Source organism: Thalassovita sp. (assembly GCF_034670005.1).
In the GTDB taxonomy this organism is placed as follows: Bacteria; Pseudomonadota; Alphaproteobacteria; order Rhodobacterales; family Rhodobacteraceae; genus Thalassobius.
The window spans coordinates 39,967-54,169 of the sequence record NZ_JAXMOH010000007.1; the positions used below are offsets into that span (position 1 = coordinate 39,967).

Genomic DNA, 14,203 nt, shown 5'->3' on the forward strand with positions numbered 1-14,203 from the left:
GGTATGTCCTTTCGGCGGCGCAAGACCTTACGGCCAGACTGGCGCTCCCTCCAGTCCGGCGGTTTCGGGCAGGCCGCAGATCAGGTTCGCATTCTGCACCGCCTGACCGGCCGCGCCCTTACCAAGATTGTCGACCACGCCCATCGCGATCACCAGGTTGCGCTCGGGATCGGCCGCGTAGTTGACGAAGGACAGGTTCGAACCGGTCGCCCATTTGGTCTGCGGCGGCTTGTCGGTCACCCGAACGAACGCCCGGTCCGCATAGAAACGCCGGGCCGCATCCTGGCACTGCTCCGTTGTGGCGTGGCCACGGCAGTAGATGGTGGTGAGCAGGCCACGGGTCATCGGCACCAGGTGCGGTGTGAACACCAGCCCGGCCGCGCTGCCGCCGCTCAGCCGCTCGACCGTCGTGGCCATCTCGGGCATGTGGACGTGTTCAAGCAATCCGTAGGGTTGCAGGTTCTCGTTGTTCTCGGCATAGCCGAACTTGCTGTCGCCGCCGCGTCCCGCACCGGAGATGCCGGTCTTGGCGTCGATCACGATATTGCCCGGTTCGATCAGCTTGTCGGCCAGCAGCGGCGCCAGCGCGTTCAGCGTCGCGGCGGGAAAACAGCCGGGATTGGCAACGCGGGTCTGCCCCTTGATCCGGTCCGGCCAAACGTCGGCCAGACCATAGGCCCAGCCCTCGGCGTAGCGATGATCGCCGCCGATATCGACGATCTTCACGCCCATGGGGACGCGCGCCAGCGCCGCGGCCGAGGCCCCCGTGGGCAGCGATGCGAACAGCACATCCAGTGCGGGCATGGCCGCGGGGTCCCATTTTTCAATCACCTGCCCGGCAAGCCTGACGGGCACGCCGGGGAAACGATCCACCAGCCGGCTGCCGGCGCTGCTGTCGCCCGCGGCGTAGACCAGTTCGAAAGACGGGTGGTTCGCGATCAGGCGCAGCGCTTCGCCGCCGCCAAAACCGCTGATGCCGACAATGCCGACGCGAATGCTCATGGTGGTATCCTTTCAGGTTCAGATTTCGGACAAAAGAAAACCCCCGAAGCCAGGGGCTGCGGGGGTCAGGAACGCGGGTCGGAATTGCTCCGGCGGGGGACCTACAGTGAGGTCGTCATCATGCCGAAGGACGCTGATCGACGCGCAGCCCAAAGAGCCACCGCTTGGGTAGAGCGGCGTCGGCGTCGATCAAAGAGGGTCTGGTTCCTGAGCATGGCCTGCAGCATTGTCGTTCTTCCCATTCATGGTCAAGCCGAATGTGTACGCATGCCGGCACCGTCACCAACGTGTGCGGCCGCTTCGCCGCCCGCACGTTGATCGTTTCTAAAACCGAGGAAGATAGGCTTCGATACTGCACACGATCGCCATCGTGGCGGGCTTTCGCGGTTGACCGAATGGCGGGCTTCGCGGCATGCCGCGCGGGTTCAGACCAGTGCGACGACGCGCTTTGATACAAGTCAAATCATGTCGAGCCCCTTGGTGTAGTCTCTGGTCAGCAGTTTTTTCGCCGGACACAACCAACGGACATAGCGAGCCATCATGCGTTTCAGCCTTCCAAAAGCATTGGGCTATTTTATCGGCGGGCGCTGGACAGCATGGGGCGGACGCAAGCGCATCGAAGCCAAGCAGCTTCGCAACCTGCGGCGTCTGGTGGAAAAAGCGCGGCGCGACTCCCCCTTGTTTCACAGGCTTTACGCGGATGTGCCGCCATCGCGCGATGTCGACCTGCACGACTTGCCGGTGACCCGAAAACCCGATCTCATGCGGGACTTCGACGACTGGCTGACAATTCGTTCCCTGCCCCTCGACAGGGCGCGCGAACATCTCCGGGATATCGGGAAGGCCGGTGTGCCGATCGACGACGTCGCCGTTTTCCAGACCTCGGGGACATCGGGAGAACCTGCTGTCATCGTCTTGTCCTCATCCTTCGTGGAATATGCCTATGGAATTATGATGGCGCGCTTCGAACGTTATCATTGGAAGCTTATCCGGGATGTCCGCAAGCTCGGGGTGCGGGTGACGATCACTGGCGGAAACGGTCACTTCGCCGGAAACGGGTTCAACAAATTGGTACAGCGGCTGTATCCGGCACTGGCAAAGGGATTGGGTTTGACGGTCATCGAGGCCGAGCAGCCGATTGATCGGATCGTTGACAGGCTCAATGCGATCTCGAACGTTGCCTGGATCGTGACCTACCCCAGCATGCTGAGCATCCTCACCAAGGAAAAGGAAGCCGGGCGGCTGCAGATTGCGCCTGCGCTCTTCACCACAGGGGGAGAAACGCTCACGGACGACCTTCGCGCGCGGGTCGGGCGGGCTTTCCCCTCGCTGAAATACGGCATTGCCGACCCTTATGGGAGCACAGAGTGCCTGGCGCTTTCGTTCGAGTGCAGCCACGGGCGCAAGCATGTGAACGAAGACTGGGTCATCTTGGAGGCGGTCGACGAGGCGATGCAGCCCGTTCCCGATGGCACGTTGTCGGAAACCGTGCTGCTGACGGTGCTGGCCAACGAGGTTCAACCGTTCATCCGATACGATCTCGGCGACTGTGTTCGATACTACGAAGACAATTGCCCCTGTGGATCGCCGTTTCGCAGTTTCCAGGTGGAAGGACGCCAAGCGACGCTCGTGCGTATAGGCGAGGTGACGCTGTCGCCGCTCGTCTTCGATCTGGAACACGAGCGCGCCCGGCGCATCCAACTGGTTCAGATCGATGAGAGAGAATTCGAACTGCGCATCCAATTGACCGATGGGGCGGCCGCAGGGCTTGTCTTTCAAGAGGTCATCGAGTCGGTGAAACGCGTGTTTCGCGATAACGGTCTGGACGATGTGGCGGTTCGGCAAAGCGAGACGCCCCCCGAATTCACCGCAAGCGGCAAATTCCACGAAGTCGTGCCGCTACGAAGCGCCGACGCACGAAACATGACATCCTCGGGCAGTTGCCAGCCTGCGACCGAGTGAGGGTATCGGTGCCCCCTCGGCCACGAAATCGTCGCTTGATAGAGGTCAAAAAGCCTGCGCAGCGATAATGGTACAGTTTCCATAATATTATAAGGCAACGATTTTTAAGGGTGGAGGAAATTGCAATGAAAACGACTGTCTTCGCATCGGCTGTTCTTGCCAGCTTGTTGGGGTGCACTCCGTTGCGGCGGATAGCGCGGGCGAAAAGGAATACATGATCGCCTGCGCGGGGTGTCATGGTGAGTCAGCGAAAGGCGATGGGCCGGTCGCGGCGGTTCTGAACGTCGAAACGCCGGATTTGACCGGGCTTGCCGCCCGCAACGGCGGGACATTTCCTTTCGAATACACGCTTTTCATGGTCGACCGGCGGAACGTGATCCCCGTTCATGGCGACGCTATGCCGATCTGGGGCGACCGCTTCCAGGCTTCGGCAATCAGCCAGCGCGGCGAAACCGCCGAGATGGTCGCGCGCGGCCGCATCCTGTCTCTGGTCTACTACCTCGAGTCGGTCCAGCAGTAACGGGGAAGGGGCGATTTCGGTTTCGGCCGAATGGCCGCTTCGCGGAGAGAGCGATTTGTCGCTGCAATTGCACCAATGTCGGTTTTGGGGATCGGCAAGGGGCCGTAAGTTGCGCCGAACTTCATGGTGGCATTATAACGTTGCAGCACTCTCGCTAGATTACCAAACGTCTGGAAAGAAACACGAAGCATGATTGCCTACGTCACAGTCGGTGCGGATGACATCGCGCGCGCGAAACGGTTTTATTCCGCCTTCCTGCCGGCCCTGGGGTACCAACTGGAGGAGGGGCCCGAGGGGCTAAGTTACGCGCTGCCCTTAGAGGCGGGCCAATCCCCGGTTCCGCCCGATTTCTACGTTAAGCCAACCTTCGATGGACGCCCGGCCTCGGCTGGCAACGGGTCCATGGTCGCATTCGAGGCGCGCAATCAGGCCCAGGTTCGCGACCTTCACGCCGCCGCGCTTCTCGCGGGCGGTTCCGACGAAGGCCATCCGGGCTTTCGCGCCTCTTATGGGCCTCACTTCTATGTCGGCTACCTTCGCGATCCTCAAGGCAACAAGATCGCGCTTTTCTCCAGCGATCCGAACGAACCGGGACGAGACGGATAGTGCGGGTCGCACGGGCGCCCAGCGGCCACTCTATTCCCCGCCCTTGATCTCGATTTCCTGCACCATTTTCCCGGTCTCGCGGCTGAACACCAGGATGCGGTTGTCGCCGGTCACCACCGCATACCACCGCTTGGTCTGGGTAAAGGCCTGCGCCTGAGACCCGTCGGGCAGGGTGATCGCGTCGGGAAAATCGGTGCTTTTATCGCGGAAGCGGATGACAATCAGCGTGAGGATCACTAGAAGGCCCACAATCATCGTTCCGGTCAGCACCGTCACCAGCAGACGCAGGAATTTCAGGTTCGCCGGCAATTCCGGTTCAGGGGTTTCATCCATGTCCACCACGCGCCTCACTGTCACGATACAGGCCGATCCGCCCGCCCGTCTTGATAAGGCGCTTTCGCGCGATGTGCCAGAAGAAGCGTCGCTGTCGCGCACAAGGCTGGCCCGGTTGATCGCGGCGGGGCAGGTGACCCGCGACGGCACACCCCTGACCGACCCCAAGGCCAAGGTGGCCGAAGGCGACGTGATCGACATCACCGTGCCGGTGGCCGAGGACAGCCATATCGGCCCCGAGGACATCGCGCTCGACGTGATCTACGAAGACGACGACCTGATCGTGGTCAACAAACCGGTGGGCATGGTGGTGCACCCGGCACCGGGCACGCCCGGCGGCACGCTGGTTAATGCGTTGCTGCACCATTGCGGCGATACGCTGTCTGGGGTGGGCGGTTCCAAACGCCCCGGCATCGTGCACCGGATCGACAAGGATACCAGCGGTTTGCTGGTGGTGGCGAAATCGGACCGCGCCCATCACGGGCTGGCCGAACAATTTGAAAAGCACACGGTCGAGCGTTATTACATGGCCGTCTGCTATGGCGTGCCAGATGCCTATGACCCCCGGTTGCGCGGTGTGCGCGGCGTCAATTTCGAAGCCGGGAACATCATGAAAATCACCACCCATCTGGCCCGTCACAAACATGACCGTCAACGTCAGGCGGTGCTGTTCCAAGGAGGCCGCCACGCGGTGACGCGGGTGCGGATCGTCGAACCGTTCGGCAGCCCGGCGGTGGCCGCTCTGGTCGAATGCTGGCTGGAAACCGGCCGCACGCACCAGATCCGCGTTCACATGGCCCATGCCGGTCATTCCCTGATCGGCGATCAGACCTATGGCGGGCGGCGCAAACTGTCGGAAAAAGCGGTCGGCGTGGCAGGGGCCACGGCCGCACGCGCCTTCCCGCGTCAGGCGCTGCATGCGGCGGTACTGGGCTTCATCCACCCGGTCAGCGGCGAAGCGCTGCGGTTCGAAGCCCCGATACCCGATGATATGCAGGCCCTGATCGATGCCCTGTCGTCTAAGCCTGCCCCGGAACCTTTACCCCAATCCTAGGCCGGTTGTGGCTGCGCCCTTCCGGCCCGCGCCGCGAAAAGAAGCCACAGGCAGAACCCGGTTTCAGCAATCAGCGGCAGTAAATAGGCCAGTTGCATCGCAGCATTGAAATCGGGCGCAACGAAGCGGCTCAGGCTGCCCACCAGGTACACCACACCAGCGGCCCCAAGCGCAGCACTCAGCCAGACCGGCGCGCGGTCCGACCGGCACAGTAAAACAGCGGTGATCAGCGTATTGGCCCCGAAAAACAAAAGCCCCAGATCATAGCCCGCCGCATGAAGGCTTAGCGGGATCAAAACATTGCTCCCCGACGCCAGAACCTGTTCGGCCTGCACCAGATACAGCGCGCTACCCATGACGATGGCCATTTGCACCAATCGCAACACCATCGCCAAAAGCGCCAGAACCTCGTCCACCGGGCGCAATATGCGATAGAGCAACACCGCCAGAACCACATCGCACAGCGCCATGATCATATCCGCGCCGATCGACAGCCGGAACAGGCCGCTATGATCGCGCAATGCCTGCGCCGTCGCTTCGGCGCTGGTCCAGTCGATCAGCGGGCCGCGCAGCGCCATTTCGGCGCCGATCCCAAAGAGTATGATGATCAGGTAACTCAGCCCCGCCGGACGGGCATAAGACCGGAAACTGTCGTCGAACTGTGTGCTCATGGTCGCGCCCCTTGATTGAAAATCGGATTGGCTGGGTCTAAGCGACCAAGAAATCATATGGAATTGTCGAAAAATGATCCATGCTTGTGCAAATATGCATGAAAACCCGGCTTGTGCGCTGCAAACCGGCCTGTCACAAACTGCACATCGGCGTGAAATGACTGACACATAGCTTCAACCGCGACGGATGCGCCCCGATATGGCGTATCATCAAATGAGCACCCCTTGAAAGAGCGTCAGCGCCTTCCTATGTGGATGTTAAGGTTGTAAACATTGAGAGTTGGAACAGGGATAATGGGTAATTACGCAAATCTGCCGGCCCCGACGCCAGAAGGTGGCCTGAACCGGTACATGCAGGAAATTCGCAAATTTCCGATGCTGGAACCGGAAGAAGAATACATGCTGGCGAAACGCTGGGTCGAGGAACAGGATACCGAATCCGCCCACAAGATGGTGACCTCGCATCTGCGACTGGCCGCCAAGATCGCCATGGGATACCGGGGCTACGGTCTGCCGCAGGCCGAAGTGATTTCCGAAGCCAATGTCGGTCTGATGCAGGCGGTCAAACGCTTTGATCCTGAAAAGGGCTTCCGGCTGGCCACCTATGCGATGTGGTGGATTCGCGCCTCGATTCAGGAATATATCCTGCGCTCGTGGAGTCTGGTGAAACTTGGCACCACCTCGGCGCAGAAAAAATTGTTTTTCAACCTGCGCAAAGCCAAGGCTCGCATCGGCGCGCTGGAAGATGGCGATATGCGGCCCGAAAACGTCGCCCGCATCGCCCATGATCTCGGCGTGACCGAAACCGAGGTGATCAGCATGAACCGCCGTTTGTCGGGTGGGGATGCGTCGCTGAACGCCACCGTGGGCAGCGAAGGCGAAGGCACGATGCAATGGCAGGACTGGCTGGAAGATGAAGGTGCTGACCAGGCCGGGGACTATGCCGAACGCGATGAATTGGAAGCCCGCCGCGAATTGCTGGCCGAAGCGATGGATGTGCTGAATGACCGCGAACGCGACATTCTGGTGCAGCGCCGCCTGTCGGACGAAACCGTGACATTGGAAGACCTCAGCGGGCAATACGATGTCAGCCGTGAACGCATTCGCCAGATCGAAGTGCGCGCCTTTGAAAAGCTGCAAAAGCGGATGCGCGATCTGGCCGCGGAAAAGGGCATGATGAGCGTGGCGTAACCGCCATCACACCTTGATTTGTCAAAGATCAAATGACAGTTCCCCGAACCGTGTTAGGTTCGGGGGCAGGAAAGTTATGTTTCATTCAACAAAGAGATTGCCATGACAGACGATTCAAACCTTCCAGAAGATGACGATCCGGTGACGCTGGACGAACCCGGAACCGGCACGGATGAAAACACAGGCGACAAGAACGCAATCTGGATGCGGCTGCTTTACATGATCATTTTCGCGGTGCTGTTCGGTGTCAGCGAAACGATCTTGGCCTTGGGCGCAATTTTGCAATTCGGATTTTTGCTGTTCACCCGTAAACGCAATGAAAAAATTGCCGAATTCGGTGTGACCCTGTCCGACTGGATGCGCGATGTGGCGCGGTTCCAGACCGCAGTGACCGAAAAAAAGCCCTTCCCCTGGTCGGAAACCTGACCGCGAAGCAGGGCGCAGATTGGCGGCGTTTTCCGGCCCGGAAAACGCCGCACGTCATTTCAGCCGTGCGCGCAGCACCCGCAGCATGTTTTCTCCCATGACCTTGCGGATCTGAGCCTCGCTCAGCCCCGCTTTGATCAGTTCGTCGGTCAGCGCCGGCAATTCCGAACTGTCAAAGGCGGTTTCCACCGATCCATCGAAATCCGATCCCAGCGACACGTGATCTTCGCCGACAACCGCGATGGCGGCCTTGATCATCTTGGCGATACCCGCGGGGTCGATCTGATCGCAGGCCACCTCGGCCCAGTATCCCATGCCGATCACCCCGCCAGAGGCGGCAATCGCCTGCATCAGGTCATCGGGGAAATTGCGTTTGACCGGACAATGGGAATGAATGCCGGAATGGCTCAGCACGATCGGAATATCGGTCATTTCCAATACGTCCCGCGCCACTTGCGGGCTGGAATGGGCGACATCGACGATCATATTGCGCCGCACCGCTTCGTCCACCACCTGACGCCCGAAATCGGTCAGCCCCTGATTGCCGACCCCGTGCAGCGATCCGCCCAGCTCATTATCAAAGAAATGCTGCAACCCGATCAACCGGTAGCCCGCCGCTTCCAGTTTATCGAGGTTTTCCAGCTTGCCTTCCAGCGGGTGACCGCCCTCGATGCCAAGGATTCCGGCGGTGATTTTGTCGCCCCGTGCCCGCGCTGCCAGTACCGCGTCCAGATCGGCCTCGCTGGTGATGATTTTCAGATGATCGGGCGCTTTGGCCTCGAACCGATGCAGCTTGCCGGCCTGATACAGCGCGCGTTCCAGCAGACTGTTCCAAGTGCGCATCGGCCAAAGCTGTCCAAAGGCCAGCAGGGTAATATTGTCGAATGCCTCGGCGCTGTTGCTGTCATAATTCTGTCCCGCCGGGCTTTTGGTGACGGCGGTGAAAACCTGTATCGCCACATTGCCGTCCCGCAGCCGGGGCAGGTCGACCTGGCCGTAATCGCTGCGTTCAGTCAGATCGCGGTTCCACAACAACGGATCGGCGTGCCAGTCGCCAATCGTCAGGCTGTCATGCAGCGTCTGCGCCTCGTTTGAGACCGGATAGGGATCATGCACAATCACATTGTTGCGCATCTTTTCCACGATCGCCGGGGCAAAGCCCCAGAACCCCGCCAGCCCGATCAGCGCCAGAACCAGCACTGCCAGGACCAGCCGTCCCAGCCATTTCCCGAATGTCCGCATGAAAAATCCTCCCGCTTGGCAGCAGGCTAAGCGGAACCGGACGATTCACCCAAGGGTGACGTCGGGGGATTGCGCTTTGTCGCGGCGGCGCTAGATTCACAGGATCAAAGGAGGCACATCATGGCCGGAGGATGGGCGCGCGACGGCGCGGTTAGCGAACAGATCGAAGCCTCGATCAGCGATGAATTGAAACGGATGCAGGCGCGGCAAAAACCAGTCGGTGACAGCCTGACCCATTGCGCCGATTGCGAAGAGGAAATTCCCGAAAAACGCAGGCGCGCCATTCCCGGGGTGAAACTCTGCATCGATTGTCAGCAGGACCGGGATGCGGCCTTCAAACCGCGCGCCGGGGTCAATCGCCGGGGATCGAAAGACAGCCAATTGAAATAGAACCGGCCGATTGAAAAACTCAGGGGCCAAAACGCAAAACGCGGCCCCCGGAGGGACCGCGTTTCAAATCGCGAATTGCGAAAGCCTTAGGCCAGCGCGATATTCACTGCCGATTCACGACCGTCACGGCCTGCTTCGACGTCGAAAGTCACTTTCTGGTCATCGGCCAGGCCGGTCAGACCCGAGCGTTCAACGGCCGAGATGTGCACGAACACATCTTTGCTGCCGCCATCGGGTGCAATGAAACCAAAACCTTTAGTAGTGTTGAACCATTTTACGGTGCCAGTAGCCATATCCGTAGTCTCCTAATAAATGCGATCCGCGTAGGTGCGATCGCCCGGCGTAGTTGTCTGGATCGAAAAGACTGAACGCCGTTGGACGGGAGACAGTTGGTCGACAAGAAAAACGTATGCAGGACCCATATGGGCACATGCGCCGAATATTACAAGTAAATAATGCGCAAACGATAAAACTTGATCGGAAATTTTCGGGGCCGGGGGAAAAAGTCCCGAAGTCGGCAAACAGCCTTATGCCGGGGGGGATTTCTCAATGGCGAAGGGCGGCCCGAAGCCGGACCGCCCCAAGGTTTGAAAGGTTCACCCCTCCATCGCCTCCAATTCGTCGATCATGCCGGAAATCATGCTCAGCCCCTTGTCCCAGAACTTGGGATCGCTCGCATCCAATCCGAACGGTGCCAGCAATTCCTTGTGGTGCTTCGATCCGCCGGCCTTGAGCATGTCGAAATACTTCTCCTGGAACCCGTCGGGGTTTTCTTCGTAAACGGCATAAAGCGCGTTCACCAACCCGTCACCGAAAGCATAGGCATAGACGTAGAAGGGCGAATGCACGAAATGCGGGATATAGGCCCAGAAACATTCATACCCGTCCATGAAATCGAACGCTTCGCCCAGCGATTCCGCCTGCACCGACATCCACAGCGCGTTGATATCGTCGGGGGTCAGTTCGCCCTCGCGTCGCGCTGCGTGCAGTTTGCATTCGAAATCGTAAAACGCGATCTGGCGCACCACGGTGTTGATCATGTCCTCGACCTTGCCCGCCAGCAGCACCTTGCGTTCTTCCTGTGTGGTGGCCTTTTCCAGCATCTTGCGGAAGGTCAGCATTTCACCGAACACCGATGCGGTTTCGGCCAGCGTCAGCGGGGTTGAGGACAGCATTTCACCCTGATCAGCGGCCAGAACCTGATGCACGCCGTGGCCCAGCTCATGCGCCAGGGTCATCACGTCGCGCGGCTTGCCCAGATAATTCAGCATCACATAAGGATGCACCTCGGTCACGGTGGGATGGGCAAAGGCACCCGGTGCCTTGCCGGGCTTCACCCCCGCGTCGATCCAGCCCTTGTCGAAAAACGGTTGCGCGATCTCGCCCATGCGCGGGTCAAATGCGCTATAGGCTTCCATCACGATATCGCGGGCGGCATTCCAATCGACCGTCTTGGTGACTTCCATCGGCAGCGGCGCGTTGCGGTCCCAGACCTGCATCCGGTCCAGCCCCAGCCATTTGCGTTTCAGTTCGTAATAGCGGTGCGACAGCTTCGGATAGGCCTCGACCACCGCATTGCGCAGCGCCTCGACCACCTCGGGTTCGACATCGTTCGAAAGGTGCCGCGCGGTTTGCGCCGTGGGCATGTTGCGCCAGCGGTCGACGACTTCCTTTTCCTTGGCCTGCGTGTTGTGGACGCGGGCGAAGGTCTTGATATTGTCACCGAACACCCGCGCCAGTTCGCGGGACGCCGCTTCGCGCTTGCTGCGGTCCTGCTCGGTCAGCAGGTTCAGCGTGCCCTCGATGGTCAGCTCTTCGCCATCAACCTCGAATTCCAGCCCGGCGATGGTTTCATCGAACAGCTTTTCCCAGGCGTCGCCCACCACGCCCAGATCGTGCAGGAATTTTTCCAGCTCGTCGGACAGCTGATAAGGCTTCATTGCGCGGATACGGTCGAACACCGCCCGGTAGCGCGCCAGATCGGCGTTTTCCGCCAGCATCGTGATCAGCTTGTCATCTTCGATCCGGTTCAGTTCCAGCGTGAAGAACACCAAAGGCGTGGTGAAATTGGTGATCTTTTCCTGACAATCGGACATGAACTTGGCGCGGTCCGCATCCACGGTCAGTTGATAGTAGCGCAGCCCCGCATAGGACATGATGCGGCCCGCCTTGGTGGAAATCGCCTCGTTGCGCTTGACGCAGGTCAGTAACCCTTCGGCATCCAGACCGGCCAGCTTGCCTTCGTAATCAGCGGCAAAGGCGGCGCATTCCTGTTCCAGCCAATCGAGGTCAGAGGCCAGCTCGGGCGCGTCGTCCGAGGTATAAAGGTCGCTCAAATCCCATTCGGGCAGATCGCCCAGATCCTTGGTGCCGGACCCGGCATTGATATCACGAAGGGGGAAGGGAAGCTTGAACATATCGGGGCACCTCTTGATCATGTTGCCCCAACACATATGCCGCGCAGCCCCGCGCCTCAAGGGGCGCTTGCCCCTGCGCCGCAGCGCGCTAAAGTGGCGCCGATAAATCAGGAGGAATATCAATGCGTTTTGTCCGCTATGGCGAAGTTGGGGCGGAAAAGCCCGGAGTGCTGGATCGTCAGGGGCGCATCCGCGACCTGTCCGGCGTGGTGGATGACCTGTCGGGGGCAACCCTTGGCGATCTGCCGCAGGTCGATCCCGACACCCTGCCGCTGGTTGCGGGCGATCCGCGTCTGGGTGTGCCAGTGGCCGGGATCGGCAAATTCCTGTGCATCGGGCTGAACTATTCCGATCACGCCGCCGAAGCGGGGATGGACGAACCGGCGATGCCGATTCTGTTCCTGAAGGCCACCAGCGCACTGAGCGGTCCCAACGACCCGGTATCGCTGCCGCGCGGATCGGTCAAATCGGATTGGGAAGTCGAATTGGGCGTGGTGATCGGCAAACCCGCCAAATACGTCTCAGAGGCCGAGGCGCTGGATTACGTGGCTGGCTATTGCGTGGTCAACGACGTGTCCGAACGCGAATATCAGATCGAACGCGTCGGTCAGTGGACCAAGGGCAAAAGCTGCGACACCTTCGGCCCGGTGGGGCCGTGGCTGGTCACCCCCGACGAAGCGGGCGATCCGCAGAACATGGCATTGACGCTGGATCTGAATGGCGAGCGCAAACAGGTCGGCAACACTGGGGCGATGATTTTTACCGTGGCGCAGATCATTTCGCATCTCAGCGAAATGATGACGCTGCATCCCGGTGACATCATCGCCACCGGCACCCCGCCCGGCGTGGGTATGGGGCAGAAGCCGCCGGTTTTCCTCAAAGAGGGCGACGTGATGGAACTGGAAATCGCAGGGCTGGGACGGCAGCGCCAAGAGGTGCGGCGCGATCCCTGAACGCGCCAAACCTTACCTTCGGGACCCGGTGAAATAACGTAAAACACCGGTACGGGGTGCGGCGGTGGTCCGGTCCGCCGCCCTCACGCTGATCAGGCCGACAACCGCAATCCGTCGCCATCAGTGCCGAAAGGCGATTTTCCCGCAGCAACGGCGGCGCAGAACGCTACGATTTCCTGCGTCACCTGCGCCCGGATCGCCGCACTCTCCATCAGCACCTCGTGCTCGGCGCCCGGAACCTCCTGCAACTGGCCGCCGGGCCAGCTTGCCATCCGGTTGCGGATACGCTGCGCATCGACGATGCGCTCATTGCTGCCCAGATAGGTCAGACAGGGCAGCGTCGGGGCGGGCAGCCGCGACAGCGCGCGGGTTTCGCGTAGCGCCGAATAAAGCCAGTTCAGGCTGGGGCCACCCAACGACAATTCCGGATGCGCCGCCAGTTGATCCTGCATCAATTTGTACATGCCCGGATCGGTGGTAAGGGTGTTGTCCGCGAACGGTTCGGCACTGACATAGGCCTCGTTGCGGGTGCCCGGCGAAAGTTTACCGGACAGGCCCAGCCGCCGGCTGGTCCAGCTCAGCGCCCAGGCCGCGGGCCGGGCGCTGGCCTCCATCTTGATACCCCACATCGGGCCGGTAAACACCGCTCCGCGCACCGGCATGTCCTGCATCAGCGACCGCAACCCGATACATCCGCCCATCGAATGAGCCAGCAGGAACCACGGTTTCGGCAGGTTCAATTTTTCGGCCGCCGCGACCGCCGCCTGCACATCCATCTGATAATCGGCAAAATTGCCGACATGGCCGATCATCGGATCGTCGATCAGCCGGTCGGCCAATCCCTGACCACGCCAGTCGATGGCCAGGGTGGCATAGCCGGCCTCGGCCATGTCCTGTGCAGTATGGGCATACTTTTCAATATATTCGGTCCGGCCCGGGAACAGCAGAACCGTGCCTTTCTCGGCGCCCTCAGCCCAGACACCAATGCGAATACGCACCGCGTCCGCAGTGGTCAGCCAATAGGCCCGACCAGGCACAGACGACCCGATACAGTCGGAAAAGAAAGGCGCAGTTTGCATTGCGTGGCCTCAGCTTATGACAGACCCAAGTTTCATGGCCATTCCCATGTCCCCGTCCAGCGCCAGCTTGCCGCTCATGAAGGCAGAGGTCGGGTTCAGGTCGCCGCTCATCATTGCTTCGAAGGTGTCGGCATCGGCGGTCAGGGTGACTTCGGTTTCCTCGTCGCTCGCGCGCGCGCCATTGGCATCGACCACGATCGCGCCTTCGCCTTCGATCACGAATTTTGCCGAACCATCGAAATCCGCACCGTCCAGCTTTGCGTTCAAAGCGTCGACGGCTGCTGCAATCTTGTCGCTCATGATAGACCTTTCCTAAGTTGTGATCAGTGGGGGTCTGTTATTTCCCCGATGATGGAC

16 protein-coding genes are annotated in these 14,203 nt (G+C 60.3%); 8 read left to right on the forward strand and 8 right to left on the reverse strand.

Annotated elements, in window-relative coordinates:
• Nucleotides 1-27: 27 nt before the first annotated feature.
• Nucleotides 28-1,002: an N-acetyl-gamma-glutamyl-phosphate reductase gene (argC, locus tag VOI23_RS12905; protein ID WP_323785279.1), complete on the reverse strand. Its 975-nt coding sequence runs from the start codon at nucleotides 1,000-1,002 to the stop codon at nucleotides 28-30.
• Nucleotides 1,003-1,542: 540 nt separating this feature from the next.
• On the opposite strand from argC, the gene VOI23_RS12910 reads away from it, so the two are divergent.
• The 3 genes from VOI23_RS12910 to VOI23_RS12920 all read left to right on the forward strand — a co-directional run bounded on the left by VOI23_RS12910 (nucleotide 1,543) and on the right by VOI23_RS12920 (nucleotide 4,090).
• Entirely contained in the window at nucleotides 1,543-2,964 is a 1,422-nt protein-coding gene (locus VOI23_RS12910; RefSeq protein ID WP_323785280.1) for a phenylacetate--CoA ligase family protein, read from the forward strand.
• 214 nt (nucleotides 2,965-3,178) lie between these two features.
• Nucleotides 3,179-3,484 (forward strand): c-type cytochrome, encoded by a 306-nt coding sequence (locus VOI23_RS12915; protein WP_416376533.1) that lies wholly within the window; start codon nucleotides 3,179-3,181, stop codon nucleotides 3,482-3,484.
• Between the two features lie 189 nt (nucleotides 3,485-3,673).
• A complete protein-coding gene (locus VOI23_RS12920; RefSeq protein ID WP_323785282.1) occupies nucleotides 3,674-4,090 on the forward strand; it encodes a VOC family protein in 417 nt (138 codons plus the stop codon).
• A 30-nt stretch (nucleotides 4,091-4,120) separates the two neighbouring features.
• On the opposite strand, the gene VOI23_RS12925 is transcribed toward VOI23_RS12920, so the two are convergent.
• On the reverse strand, nucleotides 4,121-4,423 hold the full coding sequence (locus tag VOI23_RS12925; RefSeq protein ID WP_323785283.1) for a DUF6476 family protein: 303 nt from the start codon (nucleotides 4,421-4,423) through the stop codon (nucleotides 4,121-4,123).
• Here VOI23_RS12925 and VOI23_RS12930 point away from each other — a divergent pair.
• Nucleotides 4,422-5,477 (forward strand): RluA family pseudouridine synthase, encoded by a 1,056-nt coding sequence (locus VOI23_RS12930; protein ID WP_323785284.1) that lies wholly within the window; start codon nucleotides 4,422-4,424, stop codon nucleotides 5,475-5,477. The two genes, VOI23_RS12925 and VOI23_RS12930, sit on opposite strands and share 2 nt — an antisense overlap.
• Here the strand turns inward: VOI23_RS12930 and VOI23_RS12935 are convergent.
• Nucleotides 5,474-6,148 (reverse strand): DUF4386 domain-containing protein, encoded by a 675-nt coding sequence (locus VOI23_RS12935; protein WP_323785285.1) that lies wholly within the window; start codon nucleotides 6,146-6,148, stop codon nucleotides 5,474-5,476. The two genes, VOI23_RS12930 and VOI23_RS12935, sit on opposite strands and share 4 nt — an antisense overlap.
• 294 nt (nucleotides 6,149-6,442) lie before the next feature.
• Between VOI23_RS12935 and rpoH the strand changes: the two genes are divergently transcribed.
• Complete coding sequence (gene rpoH, locus VOI23_RS12940) at nucleotides 6,443-7,339, forward strand: RNA polymerase sigma factor RpoH (RefSeq protein ID WP_323785286.1); 897 nt, start codon at nucleotides 6,443-6,445, stop codon at nucleotides 7,337-7,339.
• Between the two features lie 102 nt (nucleotides 7,340-7,441).
• A complete protein-coding gene (locus tag VOI23_RS12945) occupies nucleotides 7,442-7,765 on the forward strand; it encodes a DUF4389 domain-containing protein (protein ID WP_323785287.1) in 324 nt (107 codons plus the stop codon).
• 54 nt (nucleotides 7,766-7,819) lie between these two features.
• Here VOI23_RS12945 and VOI23_RS12950 read toward each other — a convergent pair whose 3' ends face one another.
• Entirely contained in the window at nucleotides 7,820-9,007 is a 1,188-nt protein-coding gene (locus VOI23_RS12950) for a dipeptidase (protein ID WP_323785288.1), read from the reverse strand.
• 120 nt (nucleotides 9,008-9,127) lie between these two features.
• On the opposite strand from VOI23_RS12950, the gene VOI23_RS12955 reads away from it, so the two are divergent.
• Nucleotides 9,128-9,397, forward strand: a complete 270-nt coding sequence (locus VOI23_RS12955; RefSeq protein WP_323785289.1) for a DksA/TraR family C4-type zinc finger protein — start codon at nucleotides 9,128-9,130, stop codon at nucleotides 9,395-9,397.
• A gap of 86 nt (nucleotides 9,398-9,483) precedes the next feature.
• Here VOI23_RS12955 and VOI23_RS12960 read toward each other — a convergent pair whose 3' ends face one another.
• Both VOI23_RS12960 and VOI23_RS12965 read right to left on the reverse strand, forming a co-directional pair.
• Nucleotides 9,484-9,690, reverse strand: a complete 207-nt coding sequence (locus VOI23_RS12960; RefSeq protein WP_058261673.1) for a cold-shock protein — start codon at nucleotides 9,688-9,690, stop codon at nucleotides 9,484-9,486.
• 303 nt (nucleotides 9,691-9,993) lie between these two features.
• Nucleotides 9,994-11,814, reverse strand: a complete 1,821-nt coding sequence (locus VOI23_RS12965) for a M3 family oligoendopeptidase (protein ID WP_323785290.1) — start codon at nucleotides 11,812-11,814, stop codon at nucleotides 9,994-9,996.
• A 122-nt stretch (nucleotides 11,815-11,936) separates the two neighbouring features.
• On the opposite strand from VOI23_RS12965, the gene VOI23_RS12970 reads away from it, so the two are divergent.
• Entirely contained in the window at nucleotides 11,937-12,767 is an 831-nt protein-coding gene (locus tag VOI23_RS12970) for a fumarylacetoacetate hydrolase family protein (RefSeq protein WP_323785291.1), read from the forward strand.
• A 92-nt stretch (nucleotides 12,768-12,859) separates the two neighbouring features.
• Here the strand turns inward: VOI23_RS12970 and VOI23_RS12975 are convergent, their stop codons facing one another.
• The gene (locus tag VOI23_RS12975; RefSeq protein WP_323785292.1) at nucleotides 12,860-13,846 is read right to left on the reverse strand and encodes an alpha/beta hydrolase; all 987 of its coding nucleotides are present in this window, start codon (nucleotides 13,844-13,846) and stop codon (nucleotides 12,860-12,862) included.
• 9 nt (nucleotides 13,847-13,855) lie between these two features.
• Nucleotides 13,856-14,146: an SCP2 sterol-binding domain-containing protein gene (locus VOI23_RS12980; RefSeq protein ID WP_323785293.1), complete on the reverse strand. Its 291-nt coding sequence runs from the start codon at nucleotides 14,144-14,146 to the stop codon at nucleotides 13,856-13,858.
• Nucleotides 14,147-14,203: the final 57 nt, after the last annotated feature.

Coding starts and splice junctions, on each gene's coding strand:
- argC (WP_323785279.1), bottom strand. CDS start 1,002: ATGAGCATTCGCGTCGGCATTGTCGGCATCAGCGGTTTTGGCGGCGGC.
- VOI23_RS12910 (WP_323785280.1), top strand. CDS start 1,543: ATGCGTTTCAGCCTTCCAAAAGCATTGGGCTATTTTATCGGCGGGCGC.
- VOI23_RS12915 (WP_416376533.1), top strand. CDS start 3,179: ATGATCGCCTGCGCGGGGTGTCATGGTGAGTCAGCGAAAGGCGATGGG.
- VOI23_RS12920 (WP_323785282.1), top strand. CDS start 3,674: ATGATTGCCTACGTCACAGTCGGTGCGGATGACATCGCGCGCGCGAAA.
- VOI23_RS12930 (WP_323785284.1), top strand. CDS start 4,422: ATGTCCACCACGCGCCTCACTGTCACGATACAGGCCGATCCGCCCGCC.
- VOI23_RS12925 (WP_323785283.1), bottom strand. CDS start 4,423: ATGGATGAAACCCCTGAACCGGAATTGCCGGCGAACCTGAAATTCCTG.
- VOI23_RS12935 (WP_323785285.1), bottom strand. CDS start 6,148: ATGAGCACACAGTTCGACGACAGTTTCCGGTCTTATGCCCGTCCGGCG.
- rpoH (WP_323785286.1), top strand. CDS start 6,443: ATGGGTAATTACGCAAATCTGCCGGCCCCGACGCCAGAAGGTGGCCTG.
- VOI23_RS12945 (WP_323785287.1), top strand. CDS start 7,442: ATGACAGACGATTCAAACCTTCCAGAAGATGACGATCCGGTGACGCTG.
- VOI23_RS12950 (WP_323785288.1), bottom strand. CDS start 9,007: ATGCGGACATTCGGGAAATGGCTGGGACGGCTGGTCCTGGCAGTGCTG.
- VOI23_RS12955 (WP_323785289.1), top strand. CDS start 9,128: ATGGCCGGAGGATGGGCGCGCGACGGCGCGGTTAGCGAACAGATCGAA.
- VOI23_RS12960 (WP_058261673.1), bottom strand. CDS start 9,690: ATGGCTACTGGCACCGTAAAATGGTTCAACACTACTAAAGGTTTTGGT.
- VOI23_RS12965 (WP_323785290.1), bottom strand. CDS start 11,814: ATGTTCAAGCTTCCCTTCCCCCTTCGTGATATCAATGCCGGGTCCGGC.
- VOI23_RS12970 (WP_323785291.1), top strand. CDS start 11,937: ATGCGTTTTGTCCGCTATGGCGAAGTTGGGGCGGAAAAGCCCGGAGTG.
- VOI23_RS12975 (WP_323785292.1), bottom strand. CDS start 13,846: ATGCAAACTGCGCCTTTCTTTTCCGACTGTATCGGGTCGTCTGTGCCT.
- VOI23_RS12980 (WP_323785293.1), bottom strand. CDS start 14,146: ATGAGCGACAAGATTGCAGCAGCCGTCGACGCTTTGAACGCAAAGCTG.